At 74.9% G+C, this 19,208-nt stretch carries 18 protein-coding genes; 7 read left to right on the top strand and 11 right to left on the bottom strand.

The features are described 5' to 3' along the window. Positions 1 to 48: 48 nt before the first annotated feature. The 3 genes from FB558_RS29880 to FB558_RS29870 all read right to left on the bottom strand — a co-directional run bounded on the left by FB558_RS29880 (position 49) and on the right by FB558_RS29870 (position 4,340). The gene (locus FB558_RS29880) at positions 49 to 1,221 is read right to left on the bottom strand and encodes an EAL domain-containing protein (RefSeq protein ID WP_142059328.1); all 1,173 of its coding nucleotides are present in this window, start codon (positions 1,219 to 1,221) and stop codon (positions 49 to 51) included. Positions 1,222 to 1,447: 226 nt separating this feature from the next. After that, positions 1,448 to 2,878 carry an MFS transporter gene (locus tag FB558_RS29875; RefSeq protein ID WP_246106856.1) on the bottom strand — a complete coding sequence of 477 codons (1,431 nt, stop codon included), beginning with the start codon at positions 2,876 to 2,878 and terminating at the stop codon, positions 1,448 to 1,450. A gap of 58 nt (positions 2,879 to 2,936) precedes the next feature. Continuing rightward, positions 2,937 to 4,340 (bottom strand): class II fumarate hydratase, encoded by a 1,404-nt coding sequence (locus FB558_RS29870; RefSeq protein ID WP_142059326.1) that lies wholly within the window; start codon positions 4,338 to 4,340, stop codon positions 2,937 to 2,939. Positions 4,341 to 4,721: 381 nt separating this feature from the next. Here FB558_RS29870 and FB558_RS29865 point away from each other — a divergent pair, with 381 nt between their 5' ends. Beyond that, on the top strand, positions 4,722 to 5,501 hold the full coding sequence (locus tag FB558_RS29865) for a helix-turn-helix transcriptional regulator (protein ID WP_142059324.1): 780 nt from the start codon (positions 4,722 to 4,724) through the stop codon (positions 5,499 to 5,501). Between the two features lie 79 nt (positions 5,502 to 5,580). Further along, on the top strand, positions 5,581 to 6,975 hold the full coding sequence (locus FB558_RS29860) for an FAD-binding oxidoreductase (RefSeq protein WP_142059322.1): 1,395 nt from the start codon (positions 5,581 to 5,583) through the stop codon (positions 6,973 to 6,975). Between the two features lie 3 nt (positions 6,976 to 6,978). Here FB558_RS29860 and glpX read toward each other — a convergent pair whose 3' ends face one another. Next, a complete protein-coding gene (gene glpX, locus FB558_RS29855) occupies positions 6,979 to 8,055 on the bottom strand; it encodes a class II fructose-bisphosphatase (protein ID WP_142059320.1) in 1,077 nt (358 codons plus the stop codon). 128 nt (positions 8,056 to 8,183) lie between these two features. Between glpX and FB558_RS29850 the strand changes: the two genes are divergently transcribed. After that, the gene (locus FB558_RS29850; protein ID WP_170231594.1) at positions 8,184 to 8,774 is read left to right on the top strand and encodes a DUF4245 domain-containing protein; all 591 of its coding nucleotides are present in this window, start codon (positions 8,184 to 8,186) and stop codon (positions 8,772 to 8,774) included. A gap of 79 nt (positions 8,775 to 8,853) precedes the next feature. Here FB558_RS29850 and FB558_RS29845 read toward each other — a convergent pair whose 3' ends face one another. The 3 genes from FB558_RS29845 to FB558_RS29835 form a co-directional block, all read right to left on the bottom strand. Further along, a complete protein-coding gene (locus FB558_RS29845) occupies positions 8,854 to 9,069 on the bottom strand; it encodes an exodeoxyribonuclease VII small subunit (RefSeq protein WP_142059316.1) in 216 nt (71 codons plus the stop codon). Then, positions 9,066 to 10,328, bottom strand: a complete 1,263-nt coding sequence (gene xseA / locus FB558_RS29840) for an exodeoxyribonuclease VII large subunit (RefSeq protein ID WP_142059314.1) — start codon at positions 10,326 to 10,328, stop codon at positions 9,066 to 9,068. Before xseA ends, FB558_RS29845 begins: the two co-directional genes overlap by 4 nt. A gap of 72 nt (positions 10,329 to 10,400) precedes the next feature. Beyond that, positions 10,401 to 11,000 (bottom strand): lipid droplet-associated protein, encoded by a 600-nt coding sequence (locus tag FB558_RS29835; protein WP_142059312.1) that lies wholly within the window; start codon positions 10,998 to 11,000, stop codon positions 10,401 to 10,403. Positions 11,001 to 11,154: 154 nt separating this feature from the next. Here FB558_RS29835 and FB558_RS29830 point away from each other — a divergent pair, with 154 nt between their 5' ends. Beyond that, positions 11,155 to 12,108, top strand: a complete 954-nt coding sequence (locus FB558_RS29830; RefSeq protein WP_142059310.1) for a 4-hydroxy-3-methylbut-2-enyl diphosphate reductase — start codon at positions 11,155 to 11,157, stop codon at positions 12,106 to 12,108. On the opposite strand, the gene FB558_RS29825 is transcribed toward FB558_RS29830, so the two are convergent. From FB558_RS29825 to FB558_RS29810, 4 genes are all read right to left on the bottom strand, one after another. Further along, on the bottom strand, positions 12,041 to 12,874 hold the full coding sequence (locus FB558_RS29825) for a DUF6542 domain-containing protein (protein ID WP_142059308.1): 834 nt from the start codon (positions 12,872 to 12,874) through the stop codon (positions 12,041 to 12,043). The two genes, FB558_RS29830 and FB558_RS29825, sit on opposite strands and share 68 nt — an antisense overlap. Continuing rightward, positions 12,871 to 14,409 (bottom strand): DNA recombination protein RmuC, encoded by a 1,539-nt coding sequence (locus FB558_RS29820; RefSeq protein WP_142059306.1) that lies wholly within the window; start codon positions 14,407 to 14,409, stop codon positions 12,871 to 12,873. The genes FB558_RS29825 and FB558_RS29820 overlap by 4 nt, the downstream gene beginning before the upstream one ends. Before the next feature lie 179 nt (positions 14,410 to 14,588). Beyond that, entirely contained in the window at positions 14,589 to 15,092 is a 504-nt protein-coding gene (locus FB558_RS29815; RefSeq protein WP_142059305.1) for a methylated-DNA--[protein]-cysteine S-methyltransferase, read from the bottom strand. Continuing rightward, positions 15,089 to 16,585: a DNA-3-methyladenine glycosylase 2 gene (locus FB558_RS29810; RefSeq protein WP_142059303.1), complete on the bottom strand. Its 1,497-nt coding sequence runs from the start codon at positions 16,583 to 16,585 to the stop codon at positions 15,089 to 15,091. Before FB558_RS29810 ends, FB558_RS29815 begins: the two co-directional genes overlap by 4 nt. 130 nt (positions 16,586 to 16,715) lie before the next feature. Between FB558_RS29810 and FB558_RS29805 the strand changes: the two genes are divergently transcribed. From FB558_RS29805 to FB558_RS29795, 3 genes are all read left to right on the top strand, one after another. After that, positions 16,716 to 17,072: a hypothetical protein gene (locus FB558_RS29805; protein WP_142059301.1), complete on the top strand. Its 357-nt coding sequence runs from the start codon at positions 16,716 to 16,718 to the stop codon at positions 17,070 to 17,072. 97 nt (positions 17,073 to 17,169) lie between these two features. Then, positions 17,170 to 18,666 (top strand): sensor histidine kinase, encoded by a 1,497-nt coding sequence (locus FB558_RS29800; protein WP_142059299.1) that lies wholly within the window; start codon positions 17,170 to 17,172, stop codon positions 18,664 to 18,666. Beyond that, positions 18,663 to 19,208: response regulator transcription factor (locus FB558_RS29795; protein WP_142059297.1), on the top strand; the 546-nt coding region annotated here is incomplete at its 3' end. The genes FB558_RS29800 and FB558_RS29795, both read left to right, overlap by 4 nt.

Genomic DNA, 19,208 nt, shown 5'->3' with positions numbered 1-19,208 from the left:
GCACCGGCCGTTGACGGGGCTGCGATGTGCGGTTCGGAACGATCTCCGTCAGGCCGCGGTCGTGGCGCCCGTCGCCTCCTGGAGCAGGTCGGTGACGCGGACGATGCCGGCGCAGGCGCGCGCGTCGTCGAGCAGGACCAGGTCGTCGTAGCTGCGCTCGCGGTCCCCCGCGAGGCAGAACTGCAGCGCGCTGCGCACGTCGGTGCGGGCGGGGAGGGTGCGCGGCGGCTCGGCCAGCGCCCGTGCGGGACGGTTGGCGTAGAGGGCGCGGCCGAACGGCCCGGAGATCGCGAGCATGAAGCGGTTGCGGTCGAGGAAGCCGGTGGGGCGGCCTGCGCGGTCGAGCAGGACGACGCTCCCGGCCTGCGGGTGGTCGCCGAGGGCCTGCCGCACGCTCTCGGCCGCCACGTCCTCGGGCAGGCTCACCGCCGCCTGCGCGAGGCCGGCCACCGGCGGTGGCGGGGGCGGCCCCTGGGGAACGGGCGCGGCCGCGCGCATGCGGGGCATCAGGTCGACCGGCAGCAGGATGCCGGCCGTGGACGGGCGCCTGCGCGGTTCGGCGAGAAGCGGCCCCTGGGCCCATGCGATGCCGAGGTCGCGCACGGCCGCGAGCTGGTCGGGCGTGGAGACACCGGCCGCCGCGACCCGGACGCCCACGTCGCGGCAGACCTCGAGGAGGGCCCGGGCCACGGTGCGGGCGCGCTGCTCGTGCGGCAGCCGCGCGACCACCCCGGCGTCGAGCTTGACCAGGTCGGGTGCCAGCTCGGCGATGAGGTCGAGGCCGAACCCGCGCGCGGCGCCGTCCAGACCGATGCCGAAGCCGTCGGCCCGCAGCTCGCTGACGCCCTCGGCGAGCGCGTCGGGCGGCGCCGCGGACAGCGCGGGGTTGATCTCGAGCAGCATCGGCGGCGCCGGGCGTCCCGCGTCCCGGGCCAGCAGCGAGCCGCGCAGCTGGGTGATCCGCCGCCGGGCGACCACGACGGTGTCGGCCAGCAGGTCGACGTGCAGCGGCACCGTGGCGTCGTAGCCGGTGCCGTGCAGCACGGACGCGATGGCGATCCCGGAGTCGAACTCCGCGAGCTGCCGCGTGCCCCACACCGCGTTGCGGGCGACGTGCTCGGCCTGGTCGCGCGCCTGGCATCGGACGACCTCGAGCCCGACGGGGCGGCCGTTGGCCAGGTTGAGCAGTGGCTCGAAGGCGAAACGTCCGTAGTCACTCATCGTGCGCTCCTTCCACCGCAGGCCCCGCGATGCAACCACGGTCGGCCCCGCCGGACGGTGAACGATGGGTGAACCTTCACGCGCTGCGATCGGCGTTACGCCTGTTCGGAGCAGTGGAGGTGCCGCCGGCAGGGCGCTGCTCGCCGGCGGGCACGGCCTCCGCCCACGGGGAGCGGGCGAGCGCCCTGATCACCCGGATCGCGCTGGAGCTGCCTGGCTGATCACGTCACCAGCGTCCGCGGTGGTTCGGGACGCGCGCGGCGACCACCAACGCCACCACCGTGACGGCGGCGAGCGCGGCGAACGCGATGGCGTTGGCCGTGCCCGGATCGGCGCTCGCGGACGTGACGGCCGTGGTGACCGAGACCGCGAGGATGGCCCCGGTCTGGCGGAACATCGTCCGCAGCCCCGATGCCGCGGAGGCCTGGTCGGGCACCAGGTGCATGCCGGCGTTGTTGGTGGCGGGAGCGGCGACCCCCATGCCGAGGCCCATCACCGCCGCGGAGATGAACAGCCATGCCTCGGCGGACATGCCGATCGGTGGGAGGGCCGTCAGCGCCAGCCCGGTGGCGACCGTGCCCATGCCGACGATCAGCAGCGGGCGGTGGCCCAGCCTGCGCAGCAGCGCCACCGCGATCCACGACGTGCTGATCATGCCGATGGCCCGGGCGGTGAGCAGCGCCCCGGCCGCGATCGGCACGATGCCGTAGCGGACCTGTGCGTAGTGCGGCACGAGCGCGGAGAAGCCGATGGCGGCGGAGCCGAACAGCACGTTCGCCAGGTTGATCGCGCCGAGGTGCCGGCCGGCGAGCAGTTGCAGCGGCACCACGGGGTGCGGGTGGTGGGTGATGTGGCGCAGGAACAGCGCCGCGGCCACGGCGCTGACCACGGCCGGGACGGCCACGGCCAGCAGCCCGGCCCAACCGCTGGTGACCGAGCCGATGCCGGTGATCGCCACCATGGCGGCGACCAGCAGCACCAGCATCAGGGCGATGCCGCCGATGTCGACCGGGCCCGGGCGGGAGCGGGGCAGCTCTCGGATCAGCAGCGAGCCGAGCAGCAGCAACGCGATCCCGACCGGCAGGTTGACGAGGAAGATCGCCCGCCACGAGAACACCGTGAGCAGCACGCCGCCCAGCAGCGGGCCGAGGATCGCCCCGATCGGGAACACGCTGGAGAACAGGGCGATCGCCCGGTCCCGGTCCCGGCCGAACTGCGCGGCGACGATCGCCGTGGCCGAGGGGAGCAGGGCGCCTCCCGCGAGCCCTTCCAGGAACCGGCACACGACCAGCTGGCCGAGGTTCGCGGAGAGCCCGCAGAGCAGCGAGACCACGGTGAACACGGCGATCGCGCCGAGGAAGAGCCGCCGCGCCCCGAACTGGTCGCTCAGCCGCCCGGCCAGTGGCAGCGCCAGGATCTGGCCGACCGAGTAGATCGTGATCGTCCAGCCGGTCCAGGCCAGGTCCGCGCCGAGGTCCTCCTGCAGCGTCGACAGGGCGGTGGCCACCGACGTCTGGTCGAGGGCGATCATCAGGAACGCGACCCCGACGACGGCGAAGACGATCCACCGTCGCGGGTCGGGCTCGTCACCGGCCGGCGGAACAGCGGTCGGAACGTGATCGTCAGGAATGTGGTCGTCGGCGGCAGACCTGCGCACCTGGGGCACCCTCTCTCAGAGGAGCCCCAGAATACTTACCTTTCGACAAGCAACCAAATCAGGGCTTGCTGCCCCGGGCCATCGCCAGCACGTCGAGGGCCGCGTCGAGCTGCTCGAGGGTGAGCTTCCCGGCCTCCACGTGACCCCGCTCGAGCACGACCTCGCGGATCGTCCTGCGCTCCTTGAGCGACTGCTTCGCGATCGAGGCCGCCTCCTCGTAGCCGAGGTAGCGGTTGAGCGGCGTGACGATCGAGGGGGAGGACTCGGCGAGCTCGCGCGCGCGCTCGACGTCGGCCTCGGTGCCGTCCACCACCTTGTCGGCGAGCACGCGCGCGGCCGCGGCGAGCAGCCGGGCGGACTCGAGCAGGTTGCGCGCCATCACCGGCATCATCACGTTCAGCTCCAGGTTGCCCTGGCTGCCCGCGAACGCGACGGTGGCGTCGTTGCCGATCACCTGGGTGGCCACCATCATCGTGGCCTCGCAGATCACGGGGTTGACCTTGCCGGGCATGATCGAGCTGCCCGGCTGCAGGTCGGGCAGGCGCAGCTCGGCCAGGCCGGTGCGCGGGCCGGACCCGAGCCAGCGGATGTCGTTGGCCACCTTGAACAGGGACACCGCGACGGTCCGCAGCGCGCCCGAGGCCTCCACGAGCCCGTCGCGCGCGCCCTGCGCCTCGATGTGGTCCTCGGCCTCGGTCAGCAGCGGCAGCCCGGTGCTGCGTCGCAGCTCTTCCACGACCCCGGCGGCGAAACCGTCGGGCGCGTTCAGCCCGGTGCCGACGGCCGTGCCGCCGATCGGGAGCTGGGCCAGCCGGGGCAGGACCGCGCGGACCCGCTCGGCGCCGTACTCCATCTGCGTGGCCCAGCCGCCTGCCTCCTGGCCGAGCGTGATCGGCACCGCGTCCATGAGGTGCGTGCGCCCGGCCTTGACCACCTCGGCCCAGTCCGCGGACCGCCGGCGCAGCGCCGCGGCGAGGTGCTCCAGCGCGTCGACGACCTCGCCCGCGAGCGCCTCGGTGGCGGCGACGTGGATCGTAGTGGGGAAGACGTCGTTCGACGACTGCGACGCGTTGACGTGGTCGTTCGGGTGCACCTCGACGCCGGCGCGGGCGGCGATCGACGCGATCACCTCGTTGGCGTTCATGTTCGAGCTCGTGCCGGAGCCGGTCTGGAAGACGTCCACGGGGAAGTGCTCGTCGTGCCGGCCGGCCGCGACCTCGTCGGCCGCGGCGGCGATCGCGTCGGCCAGCTCGGCGGGAAGCACCCCGATCTGCTTGTTCACCCGTGCGGCCGCCCCCTTGACGAGCCCGAGCGCGCGGATCTGGGCGCGCTCCAGCCCGCGCCCGGAGATCGGGAAGTTCTCGACGGCGCGCTGGGTCTGGGCGCGCCAGAGGGCGTCGACGGGCACCCTGACCTCGCCCATCGTGTCGTGCTCGATCCGGAACCCGTCGTCGGTGGCCATGGTCCCCAGTGTTCTCCGGCGGCCCGTGCCGCGCAGCAACGGGTGGCCGCGGCCACGTCCTACGCACATGTGCGTATCCCGCGGCGCCGCGGGGCGGGCCACGATCGCCTGGTGCTGATCCCGCGTTCCCGCCACCGGGGGCGTTCGCACGCGGCGGCGGGAGGCGGAACGGCGACGGTCGCCGGGTCGGACGGCGCGCCCGGGGAGGGGAGCGCTGCCGGGTTCGCCCCCGGTCCGGCGACACCGCGCGGTTCGGCAGAACCGTGCTGCGGACACGCGGCGCCGCGGTGCTGGTGCCCCGGCACCGCGGCCTGCGTGCTCCGCCCGGGTGAGAGCGCCCGGTGGCGTTAACGTCCTGCCTCGCGCGGCGAGGCTGCATCCATGGACCACACGACCCGCGAGCGGGAGTGGCTGGACCTGGTGGCCGACCTGCTGTCGGCGCCGCTCACCGAGCTGCCCGAGGAACGGATCACCGCGCAGCTGCAGGCCACCTTCCGGCTGACCGGCACCGCCTTCCACTTCCGCGAGCCCGGCGGCCCCGTCGTCCAGCGGATGTGGCCCCGCGACGAGCAGTTCTGGGGCCACCGGGCCGAGATCGACCACTACGGCGTCCACGAGGCACCCGCGCAGCACCCGATCCTGCGCTACTACCTCGCCACCGGTGACTGGCGCGCGATCCAGGTGCAGGAGGTGCCCGAGCCCTTCGCCGACCCGGCGGTCATGGGGGGCTGGCGCGAGGTGGCGTCGCCGTGGGGCGCGCAGTCGCAGCTGGCGCTGCCGGTGCACGTCGGCGCCGGCAGCCACCGGGCCTTCGTGATGGGGCGCGCGGACCCGTTCACCCCGGACGAGGTGCGCATGGCGCGGTGCCTGCAGCACCTGCTGCGCGGCCTGGACCGGCAGGTCGCGGAGCTGTCCAGGCGGTGCGGCAGCGGCAGCGGCGTCGGCGACGTCGCGACCAGCCTGCACCTGACGCCGCGCGAGCTCGCCGTCCTCACCCAGCTCGCCGACGGCCTCACCGCGGGGGCGATCGGGCGCCGGCTGCTGATCACCGAGCGCACCGTCCACAAGCACCTCGAACGCGTCTACGCCAAGCTCGGCGTCCGCGACCGGCTGGGCGCGGTGCTCCGGGCGCAGCGGCTGGGCCTGCTCGACGGCCGGTAGCCCACGTACGCAGGTCTGCGTATGGGCCCGCGCCCCGCGGGGCTCCTACTGTCGCCCGCCGGAGTGGAAGGAGACCGCGATGACCTCCATGCTGAGCGAGTTCGACGAGCTGCGCGCCACGATGACGGGCGCGGTTGTCGGCCCCGGCGACCAGGGCTACGACGAGGTGCGGCGGGTCTGGAACGCGGCGATCGACCGCAGCCCTGCGGTCGTGGCGCGCTGCACGAGCGCCGCGGACGTCTGCGCCGCGGTCGCCTTCGCCCGCGAGCGCGGTCTGGAGATCGCGGTGCGCGGCGGCGCCCACAATCCGGCAGGCACCGCCGTCGTGGACGGCGGCCTCATGATCGACTTGAGCCTGCTCGACGACGTGGCGGTGGACGCGGGAACGCGGAGGGCGCGGGTCGGCGGCGGCGCGACCCTCGCCCAGCTCGACACGGCGGCGCAGCAGCACGGTCTCGCCGTGCCCGCCGGCATGATCAGCCACACCGGCGTCGCGGGACTCACCCTCGGCGGTGGGATGGGCTGGCTGACCCGCAGGCACGGGCTGGCCGTCGACAACCTCGTGTCGGTGCAGGTCGTCACCGCCGACGGGCGTGTGCTGCGCGCCGCGGACGACGAGAACCCCGATCTCTTCTGGGCGGTCCGCGGCGGCGGCGGCAACTTCGGCGTCGTCACCGAGTTCGAGTTCCGGCTGCACGAGGTCGGGCCGATCGTGCAGGTCGGGATGCTGTTCTTCGCGCTCGACGAGTTCGGCGCCGCCGTCCGGACGGCCCGCGACACGCTTCCCGCCCTTTCCCGCGACATCAACGTCCTGATCGCCGGGGTGCACGCGCCACCGGCGCCGTTCGTGCCGGAGGAGCACCGGCTGCAGCCCGCGGGTGCGCTCGTCGTCGTCGGGTTCGGCTCGGCGGAGGAGCACGCCGACGCGCTGGGTCGACTGCGCTCGGCGGCGCCGCCGCTGTTCGAGATGGCCACCCCGATGCCGTACGTCGCGCTGCAGCAGATGTTCGACGAGGGCAACGCGTGGGGGTTCCACTGCTACGAGAAGGGCACCTACGTCGCAGACCTGAGTGACGAGGTGATCGACGTGATCGCCGAGCACCTGCCGCGCAAGGTGTCCCCGCTGTCGGTGCTGATGATCTACCGGCTGGACGGGGCGTTCTCCGAGACCGCCGAGGAGGCCACCGCGTTCGGTGGCAGCCGCGCGCCGCACTACCAGGCGTTCATCGTCGGCCTCGCGCCCTCGGCCGAGGACCTCGACGGCGAACGCAGGTGGGTCCGCGAGCTGTGGGCGGCGTTGCAACCGCACACCGGTGACGAGGTGGGTTACCTCAACGGTCTGATCGAGTTCGACGACGAGCGCGTCCGAGCCGTCTACGGTCCGAAGTACGACCGCCTCGCCGCGATCAAGGCCGCCTACGACCCGGCCAACCTGTTCCACCACAACGCGAACATCCGGCCCGCCTCCGGGTGAGGCCTACGGCAGCGGCGGCGCGGTGTGCTCCAGCGCGTCGAGCTCCGCGTCCGACAGGTCGAAGTTCACCGATGAGTACTCGCGCAGCTTCGTGAGCCGGTGGGAGCCCTCGATCATCCGCACGGTGCCGGACTTCGAGCGCATGACGATCGACTGCGTGGTGCAGCCGCCCGCCCAGTAGCGCACGCCCTGCAGCAGGTCGCCGTCGGTGACGCCGGTGGCGCAGAAGAAGACGTTGTCGCCGCGGACCAGCTCGTCCGTGGTCAGCACGCGGTCGAGGTCGTGGCCCGCGGCGATCGCCTTCTCGCGCTCGGCGTCGTCACGCGGCCACAGCCGCCCCTGGATCGCACCGCCCATGCACTTCAGCGCGGCCGCGCTGATGATGCCTTCGGGGGTGCCGCCGATGCCGACCAGCAGGTCGATGCCGGTGTGGGCGCGGGCGGCGGAGATCGAGCCCGCGACGTCGCCGTCGGAGATGAACTGGATGCGCGCGCCGGTGCGCCGGATGTCGGCGACCAGGGCGTCGTGGCGGGGCCGGTCCAGCACGCAGACCGTGACGTCGGTGACGTCGAGGTGCTTGGCCCGCGCGACCTTGCGGATGTTCTCCCCGATGGGCGCGGTGATGTCGATGACGTCGGCCGCCTCCGGGCCGACGGCCAGCTTCTCCATGTAGAACACGGCCGACGGGTCGAACATCGCCCCGCGCTCGGCCACCGCGAGCACCGCGACGGAGCCGGGCATGCCCTTGGCCATCAGGGTGGTGCCGTCGATCGGGTCGACGGCGACGTCGCACTCGGGGCCCTCGCCGTCACCGACGTGCTCACCGTTGAACAGCATGGGCGCCTCGTCCTTCTCGCCCTCGCCGATCACGACGACCCCGCGCATCTTCACGGTGCCGATGAGCTGGCGCATGGCGTCGACGGCCGCGCCGTCCCCGCCGTTCTTGTCCCCGCGCCCGACCCAGCGCCCCGCGGCCATCGCCGCGGCCTCGGTGACGCGGACCAGCTCCATCGCCAGGTTGCGGTCCGGCGCCTCCCGGCGGCGCTCGCGCGGGACGCCACCGTCTCCGGTCGTGGTCATCTCAGGCCTCCTTCTGCCGTGGCAGCGGCAGGTCGATCCTCGCAGACCGGAGCCGTCCGCGGCGGGTGCGGAGCGTCGCCTGAGACCATCAGCACGTCCGGCCACCGCGTCCTGGGACCATGGACGTCGTGAGTTCCGAACCCGATCCGCTGTCGAAGCCGCCGCGCTCGGCGCTGACCGCGCGCCACATGGTCGCCGCGCTCGCCGTGCTGGTGCTGGTGGTCCTCGTGGCGGGCGGCGTGACGCGCTCCTGCACCTTCGCGCCCGCCGGACCCACCGTCGAGTCCTCCCGGCTCCCGGTGGTCGACGCGCCCGCGGAGCTGGCCCGCCTCGCCCCCGGCCTGCCGTTCCCGGTGCGGGTCCCGGCGGTGCCCGCCGGCTGGCGGGCCAACGCCGTCGACCGGGTCGCCGTGCCCGACGCCGGGCAGGCGGTGCGTGCCGGCTACCTCACGGCGGACGGGCGCTACCTGCGGCTGGTGCAGAGCGACGCCCCCGAGGAGGCCCTGCTGGCCGCCGAGGCGGGTTCCGGGCCCGTGACGGCGCAGGGCGTCGTCGAGGCGGGCGGGCAGCGCTGGGTGTCCTACGTCGGCGAGCGCGGGGAACAGATCTGGATCACCGAGCTGGCACCGGCCCGCCTGCTGATCACCGGGAGCGCGAGCGAGGCGGACTTCCGCACGCTGGCCGCCGCGGCGGTCGCGGGGGAGCCGGCAGGGGCGTAGCCCGGTACTCGAGCGACGAACGGCACTTTCGTCGGCTAGGTAGCGACGAAAGTGCCGTTCGTCGGCCGAGGTGTGCGCGTCAGCCCGGTTCCGCCTCGCCGAGCACCTTCTCGACGCGCTCGCGCGCCCCGGCCAGCTGCTCCTCGCAGCGGCGGGCGAGCGCCTCGCCGCGCTCCCAGAGCGCGACCGACTCGTCGAGGCCGAGGCCGCCCGCCTCCAGGGCGCGCACCACCTCGGTGAGCTCGTCGCGGGCCTGCTCGTAGCCGAGCCCGTCGACGGCAGGGCGTTCGGTCATGCGGTGGTCGCTCCCGTCCTCTTCGCTCTCGCGCCGGTGCGCTTCTTCCCCTCGACGGACGCGGCCACGGCGCCGTCGGCCACGCGGATCCGCAGCCGGTCGCCGGGCCCGACCTCCGCGGTCGAGCGCAGCACCGGCAGCGGGTCGTCGCCGGTGTCGCGCTGCACGATGGCGTACCCGCGGGCGAGGGTCGCCGCCGGCCCGAGGGTGGACAGGCGCGCCCGCACGTGCTCGAGGTCGTGGGTGCGGCGGTCCAGCCCGCGCTCGAGGCAGCCGCGCGCGGCGTCGCGCAGCCGTTCGACCTCCACCGCGCGCGCGTCGAGCGCCCGGAGCGGGTCGGCCAGCACCGGCCGCCCGCGCAGCGCGGTGAGCAGCCGCTCCTCGCGGTCGACCCAGCCCGACAGCGCCCGCCGCGCCCGGTCGCGCAGGCCGGCGATGCGCGCGGTCTCCTCGGCGAGGTCGGGCACCAGGCGGCGGCCGGCCTCGGTGGGCGTCGAGCAGCGGACGTCGGCGACGTGGTCGACCAGCGGGGTGTCCGGCTCGTGCCCGATCGCCGACACCACGGGCGTGCGGCAGTCGGCGACGGCGCGGCAGAGCGTCTCGTCGGAGAACGGCAGCAGGTCCTCCACGCTGCCACCGCCGCGGGCCAGCACGATCACGTCGACGTCCGGGTCGCGGTCGAGCGCGCCGAGCGCGTCCACGATCTGCGGGACGGCCAGCGCGCCCTGCACGGCGACCGACTCGATCCGGAACCGGACGGCGGGCCAGCGGGCCTGTGCATTGGTCACGACGTCGTGCTCCGCGGCGGACGCCCGGCCGGTCACCAGCCCGATGCAGCCCGGCAGGAACGGGGGGCGGCGCTTGCGGGCGGCGTCGAACAGGCCCTCGGCGGCGAGCAGCCGGCGCAGCCGCTCGATGCGGGCCAGCAGCTCGCCGATCCCGACGGCGCGGATGTCGTCGACGCGCAGGGAGAGGGTGCCGCGGCCCAGGAAGAACGACGGCTTGCCGTGCACCACCACGCGGTTGCCCTCGGCCACCGCGGGACCGCCGCCGCGCACCAACCCGATCGGGGCCGTGAGCTGCAGCGACACGTCCGCCGCGGGATCGCGCAGCACGAGGAATGCGGTGCCGGTGCCCGCGCGTGCCGTCACCTGCGCGAGCTGCCCCTCCACCCACACCGCGCCGAGCCGGTCGACCCACTCGGCGATCTTGCGGGCGACCGTCCGCACCGGCCAGGGCTGCTCAGGAGTTGTGGTCACGTCACCTCCTCGCTGACGCTCGTCGGCGCCGCGACGGGGTGCTGTGGTGAATTGGCGACCTCGCGAGCTCGGTCACCCCTCGGTGACCGTGGTGATCCGGTTGGAGAGCATCGTGACGAACGGCGGGCGGTTCCCGTGCGCCGTCTCCCACTCCAGCAGGCTGCGCAGCTCGTCGGCGGACAGGAAGCGCAGCCGCCCGCGCAGCTGCGGGATCGTCATCTCCGCGTAGCCCGGCAGCACGTTCGGCCCGGACGCGTCCGGCTCACCGGTCGGAGCCGGGCCACCGGAGGTGTCGCCCGCGGCGGCGGCCGCGGTGGTCTCGGCGGCGGTCTCGACCGCCGTCTCCACCGGGGGGTCGGCGGGCGCCGCGGGCTGCGGCTCCCGGGACGGGCGCAGCTCGGTGACGGTGCTCGCGCCGTTGGACGAGACGTCCTCGTCGTCGAAGGTGGCCCAGGAGGGCCGCTCCTCGACGGGACGGAGCGCGCCGATCGCCCGGTCGCCCTTGATCGCCAGCTCGGTGACCTTCTGCTGCACCCGCATGGACGCCTGCAGGGCCTGGCTGACGGCGGTGACGGGGAACTCGACGGCGAGCCGTGGCAGGTCCCGGGCCTGCTCCACGGCGGAGGCGACGAGGCCGGCGGCGACGCGGACCGGCAACGGCAGCGGACTCATGCGTCCCAGTCTCCCCCGCGCGGCCGGTGCCAGCAGCCCCGGGTCGCGATCCCCTCCGACGAACGAACGGCACTTTCGTCGGCTAGGTAGCGACGAGAGTGCCGTTCGTCGCGGCTGGGGGCGTCCTCGCGGCGGCCGTCCGTAGGGTGGAGGTATGTCGGTTGCTTCCAAGCGTGTCCTGCTGGCCGCGCCGCGCGGCTACTGCGCGGGTGTCGACCGGGCCGTCGAGGCCGTCGAGCAGGCGCTCGAGCAGCACGGCCCGCCGGTGTACGTCCGCAAGCAGATCGTGCACAACGTCCACGTCGTGGAGACGCTCACCGAGCGCGGCGCGATCTTCGTCGACGAGGCGGACGAGGTGCCCGAGGGCGCGCTCGTCGTGTTCTCCGCGCACGGCGTCTCACCGGCCGTGCGCGACCAGGCGAAGGACCGCGGGCTGCGCACCATCGACGCCACCTGCCCGCTGGTCACGAAGGTGCACCAGGAGGCGAAGCGCTTCGCGCGCGAGGAGTACGACATCCTGCTCGTCGGCCACCACGGGCACGAGGAGGTCGAGGGCACCTCCGGCGAGGCGCCGCAGCACATCCAGCTCGTCGAGACCGCCGACGACGTCGCAGGCGTCACCGTCCGCGATCCGGACAAGGTGGTGTGGCTGTCGCAGACCACGCTGTCGGTCGACGAGACGATGGAGACGGTGCGGGCGCTGCGCGAGCGGTTCCCGTCGCTGCAGAACCCGCCGAGCGACGACATCTGCTACGCCACCCAGAACCGGCAGGTCGCGGTGAAGGCGATGGCGCCGCAGTGCGACCTCGTGCTCGTGGTCGGGTCGAAGAACTCCTCGAACTCGGTGCGGCTGGTCGAGGTGGCCCTCACGGCGGGCGCGGGTGCGGCGCACCTCATCGACTACGCGCGGGAGATCGACGACTCCTGGCTCGACGGCGTCGGCACCATCGGCCTCACCAGCGGCGCGTCCGTGCCCGAGGTGCTGGTGCGCGGCGTGCTCGACCACCTGGCCGAGCGCGGCTGGGAGTCGGTCGAGGAGGTCACGACCGCCGAGGAGACGCTGACGTTCTCCCTGCCCCGGGAGCTGCGGCCCGCCCGCTCGCGCTGACGCCCGCGTCCACCGGGCGCTGCAGGACGATCCGCAGCGCCCCGGCGACGAGCACGATCCCGGTGGTCCACGCCATCACCGGGAACGCGTTGACCAGTGGCGCCCCGATCACCAGGAGCCGCTCGGCGACGCCCTGACCGGGGCGCGGGGTGCCGGAGAGCAGCACGACCACCGGCACGGACAGGGCCACGAGCAGCGGGGGCTGCACCATCGGCCCGAACAGCCCGGTGCGGCGCACCCACGCCACCGCCAGCACGCACCCGCTGATGTGGCAGACGGTGAAGACGATGCCCAGGCCACCGACCTGCGTCAGGTCGACGAGAACGCCGACGGCCGTGAGCGCCGCCGCGAGCCCGACGGCCGCGACCGGCGGCAGGCCCAGGACGGTGGCCAGCACGGACCGGTCGGCCATCGGCCAGTGCCCGCCCGCGCCGCGCACGGGCGGTTCCCGGTCCGCGCGTTCGGTCCGGGCGGCGGCCTTGTCGGCGGTCTTCTTCTCCGCCGCGTTCCGCCGGGCCCGCTCCTTCCGGTCGGCGACCTTCGGCTCGGCACCCTTCCGCCCTGCCGCGGTGGTGCTCTTCCCGCCCGGCCTGGCGGTGCCGCCCCGGCCGCCCGCTCGCCGCTCGGGATCGGCCCCCGAGGCCGGTGGCGTGGCCCGGCGGGGTGGCGTGCCGCCGTCGGGGCGTCCACCCCGGTCCTGCGGGCGGCCGCCGGTGCTCCCGCCACCGCGGCGCCGGGGGCTGCGCTCACCGGCCGGCTCGGTCATCCCGTCACGGTAGCCCGCGACTCCCCGTGCCCGTCGTCGCCGGGGCGGTCACCCGTCCGGTCGGCGCGGGCGAGCTCGTGCAGGGCGACCAGCGAGTCGGCGGCCGACGCCACGAGCTCCGGTGCCGCGACGGTGCGCGGCGCGCGTTCGACCTGGCTGGGCTCGGCGATGTGGTCGCCGGTGACCTCGAGGTCGGTGAGCTTGCGCGCGGTGACGAGCACGCGCGCCTCCAGCGAGGAGACGGTCTGGTTGTAGCTCGCGACGGCGGTGTCGAGGCTGCGGCCCAGCTTCGCGACGTGCGTGCCCATCGTCGCCAGGCGGCTGTGCAGCTCCTTGCCCAGCTGGTGCACCTGGGCGGCGTTGCGCGCGAGCGCCTCCTGGCGCCAGGTGTAGGCGACCGTGCGCAGCAGCGCGATGAGCGTGGTGGGCGTGGCGATCACGACGTTGTTCGAGAAGGAGTGTTCCAGCAGGGCCGGGTCGGACTGCAGCGCCGCCTCCAGGAACGGGTCGCCCGGCACGAACAGCACGACGAACTCCGGCGACGGCTGGAACGCCGCCCAGTAGCTCTTCGCGCTGAGCGCGTCGACGTGCTGGCGCAGCTGGCGGGCGTGGGCGGCGAGCCGCTCGCGGTGCACCTCGGGGTCGCGCGACTCCACCGCCTCCAGGTAGGCCGCGAACGGCACCTTCGCGTCCACGACCACCTGCTTGCCGCCGGCCAGGTGCACGACGACGTCGGGCCGCACGCCGCCGTCCTCGCCCTGCCCGACCACCTGGGTGGAGAAGTCGCAGTGCTCGACCATCCCGGCGAGCTGCACGATCCGCTCCAGCTGCAGCTCGCCCCAGCGTCCGCGGACCTGCGGCGCCCGCAGCGCGTTGACCAGCTGCTTCGTCTCGTCCTGCAGGCGCTCCGAGCTCGAGCGCATCGCCGTGACCTGCTCGCGCAGGCCGGCGTAGGCCGACTCGCGCTCCTTCTCGACGGTGCGCAGCTGGCCCTCCACCCGCTGGAGCGTCGCGGCCACCGGGTCGAGGAGCTTGCCCATCGCCTGCGCGCGCGCGGCGGCGTCGCCGTCGGCCTTCGCCGCCAGCGCCGCCGTCGCCTCCTTGATCCGCCCCTCGGCGAGCGCGACGAACTGCTCGTTGTTGCGGGCCAGCGCGTCCGCCGACAGCGCCTGGAACGCCTGCTTGAGCTCCACGTCGCGGCGGCTGAGCAGCTCCTCCCGCCGCGCGCCCGCCTCCCGCTCGCTGCGCAGCGCCGCCCCGGCGGCCGCCGACTCGGACTCCGCTGCGCGCAGCCGCTCGACGGCCCGGTCGTGCGCGTCGGTCACCTGCTGGAGTCGCTCGAGCAGCCCGGCCCGCTCCGCGCGCAGGCCGGCGACGTCGGCCCGCAGCCGCGCCGACGCGTCGGCCGCGGCCCGCGCCGACTCGGCGGCCGCCAGCCGCGCCCGGGTCGTGACGAGGATCCAGACGGCCCCCGCGCCCAGCGCAGCGCCGACGATCACGCCGATGAGCAGCACGGATGTGGTCGCGGTGTCCATCCGATCAGCGTGCCTCCGTCGGCCCTCAGGGCCGGGGAGGGCACGCCGAGCGGAAGGTCAACGGGGCGGGCCGATCGCCGAACGGTCGAACGCATGATCGAGCCCTCACTCTCACCCGCACCTTGGAGCCATCCTGCTGTTCTCCGCGCGCCAGGACAGCAGTAAGGCTCCAAGGTGCGTCAGGGGCGGGCGCTCTCGTGCGTCAGGAGCTTCTGCTTGACGTCCACGCCCCAGCGGAAGCCGCCCAGCGTGCCGTCGGTGCGCAGCACGCGGTGGCACGGGACGAACAGCGCGGCGGCGTTGCGGGCGCACGCGGACGCCGCGGCGCGGACGGCGGCGGGCCGACCCGACTTCGCCGCGTACTCCGTGTAGGTCACCGGCGCGCCCGCGGGCACCGTGCGCAGGACGTCCCATGCGTGCTCGAGGAACGCGCCCGAGCGCTGCCGGACCGCCACGGTGTCGATCGCGGAGAGGTCACCGTCGTGGTAGCGGCGGACGGCGTCGCCGACGGCCCCGAGATCGCCCGGCACCAGGTCGGTGGGTCGCAGGGTCGGGTGGATCTGCGGGAGCAGCTCGTCCAGCTCGGCCGTCCAGCCCGAGGCCAGTACGGCGCCGTCGGCGTCGACGACGGTGGTGAACGGGCCGACGTACGTGTCGATCGTGGCCCAGGTGGCGGTGCTCATGAGGTCCTCCGGTTCGTGGGAGCGGCGGGCATCGCCCGCCAGAGGTGGGTGGCGGCGTAGGAGCGCCACGGCGCCCAGCCGGTGGCCCGGGCCGTCAGACCGGCGAGGTCGGACGGGAGGCCGAGCGCGGCCGCGCCGCGGCGCACGCCGAGGTCGGTGGCGAGCAGCTCGTCGGGATCGCCGAGCAGCCGCATCGCGAGGTAGCCCGCGGTCCACGGCCCGACGCCGGGCATCGCGGTGAGGGCCGCGCGGAGGTCGGTGGGATCGCGGCCGGGGTCGAGCACGAGGGAGCCGTCGGCGACGGCACCGGCGAGCCCGAGCACGGTCGCGATGCGCCGCCGCGGCCCAGCCAGCACCTCGGCGCCGCGCTCGGCGATCACCGCCGGGGTCGGGAACAGCAGGTCGGGTCCGTCGGCGGCGAGCGCGGGCGGGAGCCGTTCGCCGAGCGCGGCGGCGAGCCGGCTCGCCGCGGTCCGGGCCGCCGCGACCGACACCTGCTGGCCCAGCACGGCGCGCAGCGCGGTCTCGACGCCGTCCACCGTGCCCGGGAGCCGGATGCCCGGCACCGCGGCCACGGCGGGCGCGAGGTCCGGGTCGGCGCCGAGCACGGCGTCGACGGCCTGCGGGTCGGCGTCCAGGTCGAGCAGCCTGCGCAGCCGGGCGACGGCGGGGCCGAGGTCGCGCGGGTCACCCAGCCGCAGCGTCGCGACGACGTGCCCGTTGCGCGGCACCGGCGTCAGGTCGAGCGCCACCGTCGCCGCGCCGTGCGGCAGCCGCAGCGTGCGCCGGTAGGTGCTGCCCTCGAGCGACTCGACGCCGTCGAGCGCGCGGGCGGCGAAGAACGCGAGCAGCCCGTCGGCGTCGAACGGCGGCCGGTACGGCAGCCGCAGCACCAGGGTGCCCGCGACGCCGGACCGGGCACCGCGACGGCGGCCGGCCTCGCTGCGCAAGGTCGTCGGTGCCACGCCGTACACCTCGCGGACGGTGTCGTTGAACTGCCGCACGCTCGCGAACCCGGCCGCGAACGCGACGTCGGCCATCCCGAGCGGTGTGGTCTCGATGAGCAGCCGCGCCGTGTGGGCGCGGTGCGCCCGCGCCAACGCGAGCGGCCCGGCGCCGAGCTCCGCCGTGAGCACCCGGTTCAGGTGCCGTTCCGAGTAGCCCAGCCGCGCGGCGAGCCCCGGCACGCCCTCGCGCTCGACGAGCCCGTCGGAGATGAGGCGCATCGCGCGGGCGGCGAGGTCGGCACGCAGGTTCCAGTCGGGCGAGCCGGGCACGGCGTCGGGCTGGCAGCGCCGGCACGCGCGGTACCCGCGTTGCTGCGCGGCCCCGGCCGTCGGCAGGAACTCGACGTTGTGCCGCTTGGGCGTGGTGGCGGGGCAGGACGGCCGGCAGTAGATCCCGGTCGTGCGCACGGCCGTGATGAAGTGCCCGTCGAAGCGGGCGTCGCGCGAGGCGACGGCGCGGTAGCAGCGTTCCTGATCGAGCAGCACGGGTACGACTCTGCCACCCGCGAGGGCCCTCGACTGGCGGGAATCGGACGCCGCCGGCGACCGCCGTCGGATGAGAGACCTCTCATCCCGCTCTCATCCGCCGGTCACCCGCCCCGCCCATGATCTGGGCGTGCGCCTCCCCCTCCTCATCGCGACGGCCGTGCTGCTCGTCGTCGGCGTGCTCGCCGGCGTCGTCGTGCTCGGTTCCGCGGCGGACGCCGACGCCCCGCCGGTGGAGCCGATCACCGTCCAGGCGCCCGCGGTGCCCCCCGCCGCACCCGACGCGGTCCCCGGCGACGGGCAGCCCCCGGCGGCGCCCGCCCCCCGCGACGAGGCCGGCTACGTCGCCCCGCCGCCGCCGGTCGACGACGATGACGACGACCTCGACGACGACGGCCGCGACGACGACGGCTTTGACGACAACGGCGACGACGGCCCGGGCGACGACGGCCCGGGTGACGACGACGGCCCGGATGACGACGACTGACCCCGTCCCGCTGCGGAAGCGACGACGCGTCGGTCAGGATGGCGGTGACCAGCACCGATCCCTCCCGACCGGTGCCCGCCTCCCCGCAGGGACCCCGATGCCCCCCACCGCGACGCCCGACCCCGCGCAAGGCGCGCCGGCGCCGCCCGCCCCGCGGCATCGCCTGCTGCCGAGCACCGCCCGCACCCGCATCATCGGGTGGGTCCTGCTGCTGGTGCTCGTCGCGCTGGGCGCCGTCACGCTCGTGACCTGGCGGCTGCTGATCCAGGTCACCGACGAGCGGATGGACGAGGCACTGCGGTTCGAGGTCGACGAGTTCGCGGAGCTCACCGAGGCCGGCACGAGCCCTCGCACCGGCCTGCCGTTCCGCACCGTCGACGAGGTGATCGGCGAGGCCATCGCCTACAACCTCGCGCGACCCAACGAGAAGTTCCTCGGCTACGTCGACGGCGGGTACCGCACCCAGAGCCGGCAGGAGCCCGGCACGCCCGAGGTGCTCGCCGGTGACCCGGCGTTCGCCGCGCTCGTCGCCGGCGTCGACACGCCGCGTTCCGGGCGGTACGACAGCCCCACCGCAGGCGAGGTGCGCTACCTCGCGATCCCGGTGGCGTTGCAGGGCGACCCGGCGCGCGGTGTCATCGTGGCCGCCTACCTCGCCGACGCCGAACGCGGGGCGGCCGACAACGCCGCCCGGCTGATGCTCGGCGTCGGCGGTGTCACCGTGCTCGGCGCCGCCGCGGCCGCGTGGCTCGTGGCGGGCCGCATCCTGCGGCCGCTGCGCGACGTCGCCGCGACCGCGCGCACGATCACCGACACCGACCTGTCCGGCCGCATCCCCGACCCGGGAGAGGCGGACGAGCTCGGGGACCTCGTCCGCACCGTCAACGCGATGCTCGACCGCGTCGAGTCCGGCGTGGCGGCCCAGCGGCGGTTCGTCGACGACGCCGGGCACGAGCTTCGCACCCCGATCACGATCGTGCGCGGGCACCTGGAGGTGCTCGACCCGGCCGATCCGGGGGACGTGCGCGCCACCGTGGCGCTGGTCGACGACGAGCTCGGCCGGATGAACCGGATGGTGTCGGACCTGTTGCTGCTGGCCCGTTCCGAGCAGCCGTCGTTCCTGCACGTCGAGCGCGTGGACGTCGAGGCGCTCACGGCGGAGATCGTGGAGAAGGTCGAGCGGCTCGGCGACCGGCGGTGGGTCCTCGAGACCGCGGCCGGGGTCGACGCCCCGCTCGACCCGCAGCGCATCACGCAGGCCGTGGTCGCCCTCGCGGACAACGCGTGCCGCCACACCGGCCCCGGCGACCGCATCGGCCTCGGCTCGCAGCTCGCCGGCGGCAGGCTGCGGTTCTGGGTGTCCGACAGCGGGCCCGGAGTCGCCGCCGAGGACCGCGCGCGGATCTTCGAGCGGTTCTCCCGCGGGGCGACGGCCGGCCGCCGGTCGGACGGTGCGGGGCTCGGCCTGTCGATCGTCCGGGCCATCGCCGTGGCGCACGGCGGCACGGTGCTGCTCGACAGCGTGCCCGGCCGCGGGGCGACGTTCACGCTCGAGATCCCCACGACCGACGAACGGGGTGGGGGAGCGTCGTGAGTCGCATCCTCGTGGCCGAGGACGAGCCGCGGATCGCCGCGTTCGTCGAGAAGGGGCTGGCCGCCAACGGGTTCGCCGTCACCGTGGTGGGCGACGGGCCATCGGCCCGCGACTACGCGATGACCGGCGGCTTCGACCTGCTGGTGCTCGACATCGGGCTCCCCGGCCTCGACGGGTTCGCCGTGCTCCGGTCGCTGCGCGCCGAGGGCTGCCCGATACCGGTGATCGTGCTGACGGCGCGCGACAGCGTGCAGGACACCGTCGCCGGGTTGGAGGGCGGCGCCGACGACTACATGCCCAAGCCGTTCCGCTTCGAGGAGCTGCTCGCCCGCGTCCGGCTGCGGCTGGCCGGCAGCCGGAACCCGGAGCTCACCGTGCTCACCCACGGCGACCTGCAGCTGGACCTGCGGACCCGGCGCGCCCACGTCGACGGCCGCACCGTCGACCTCTCGGCCCGCGAGTTCGCCCTCGTCGAGACGTTCCTGCGGCACCCCGGGCAGGTGCTCTCGCGGGAACAGCTGCTCAGCCACGTGTGGGCTACG

Source organism: Pseudonocardia kunmingensis, from assembly GCF_006716445.1.
GTDB lineage: Bacteria > Actinomycetota > Actinomycetes > Mycobacteriales > Pseudonocardiaceae > Pseudonocardia > Pseudonocardia kunmingensis.
The sequence above is the reverse complement of the archived record's forward strand: the minus strand, read 5'-3'. Positions and strand labels throughout refer to the sequence as shown.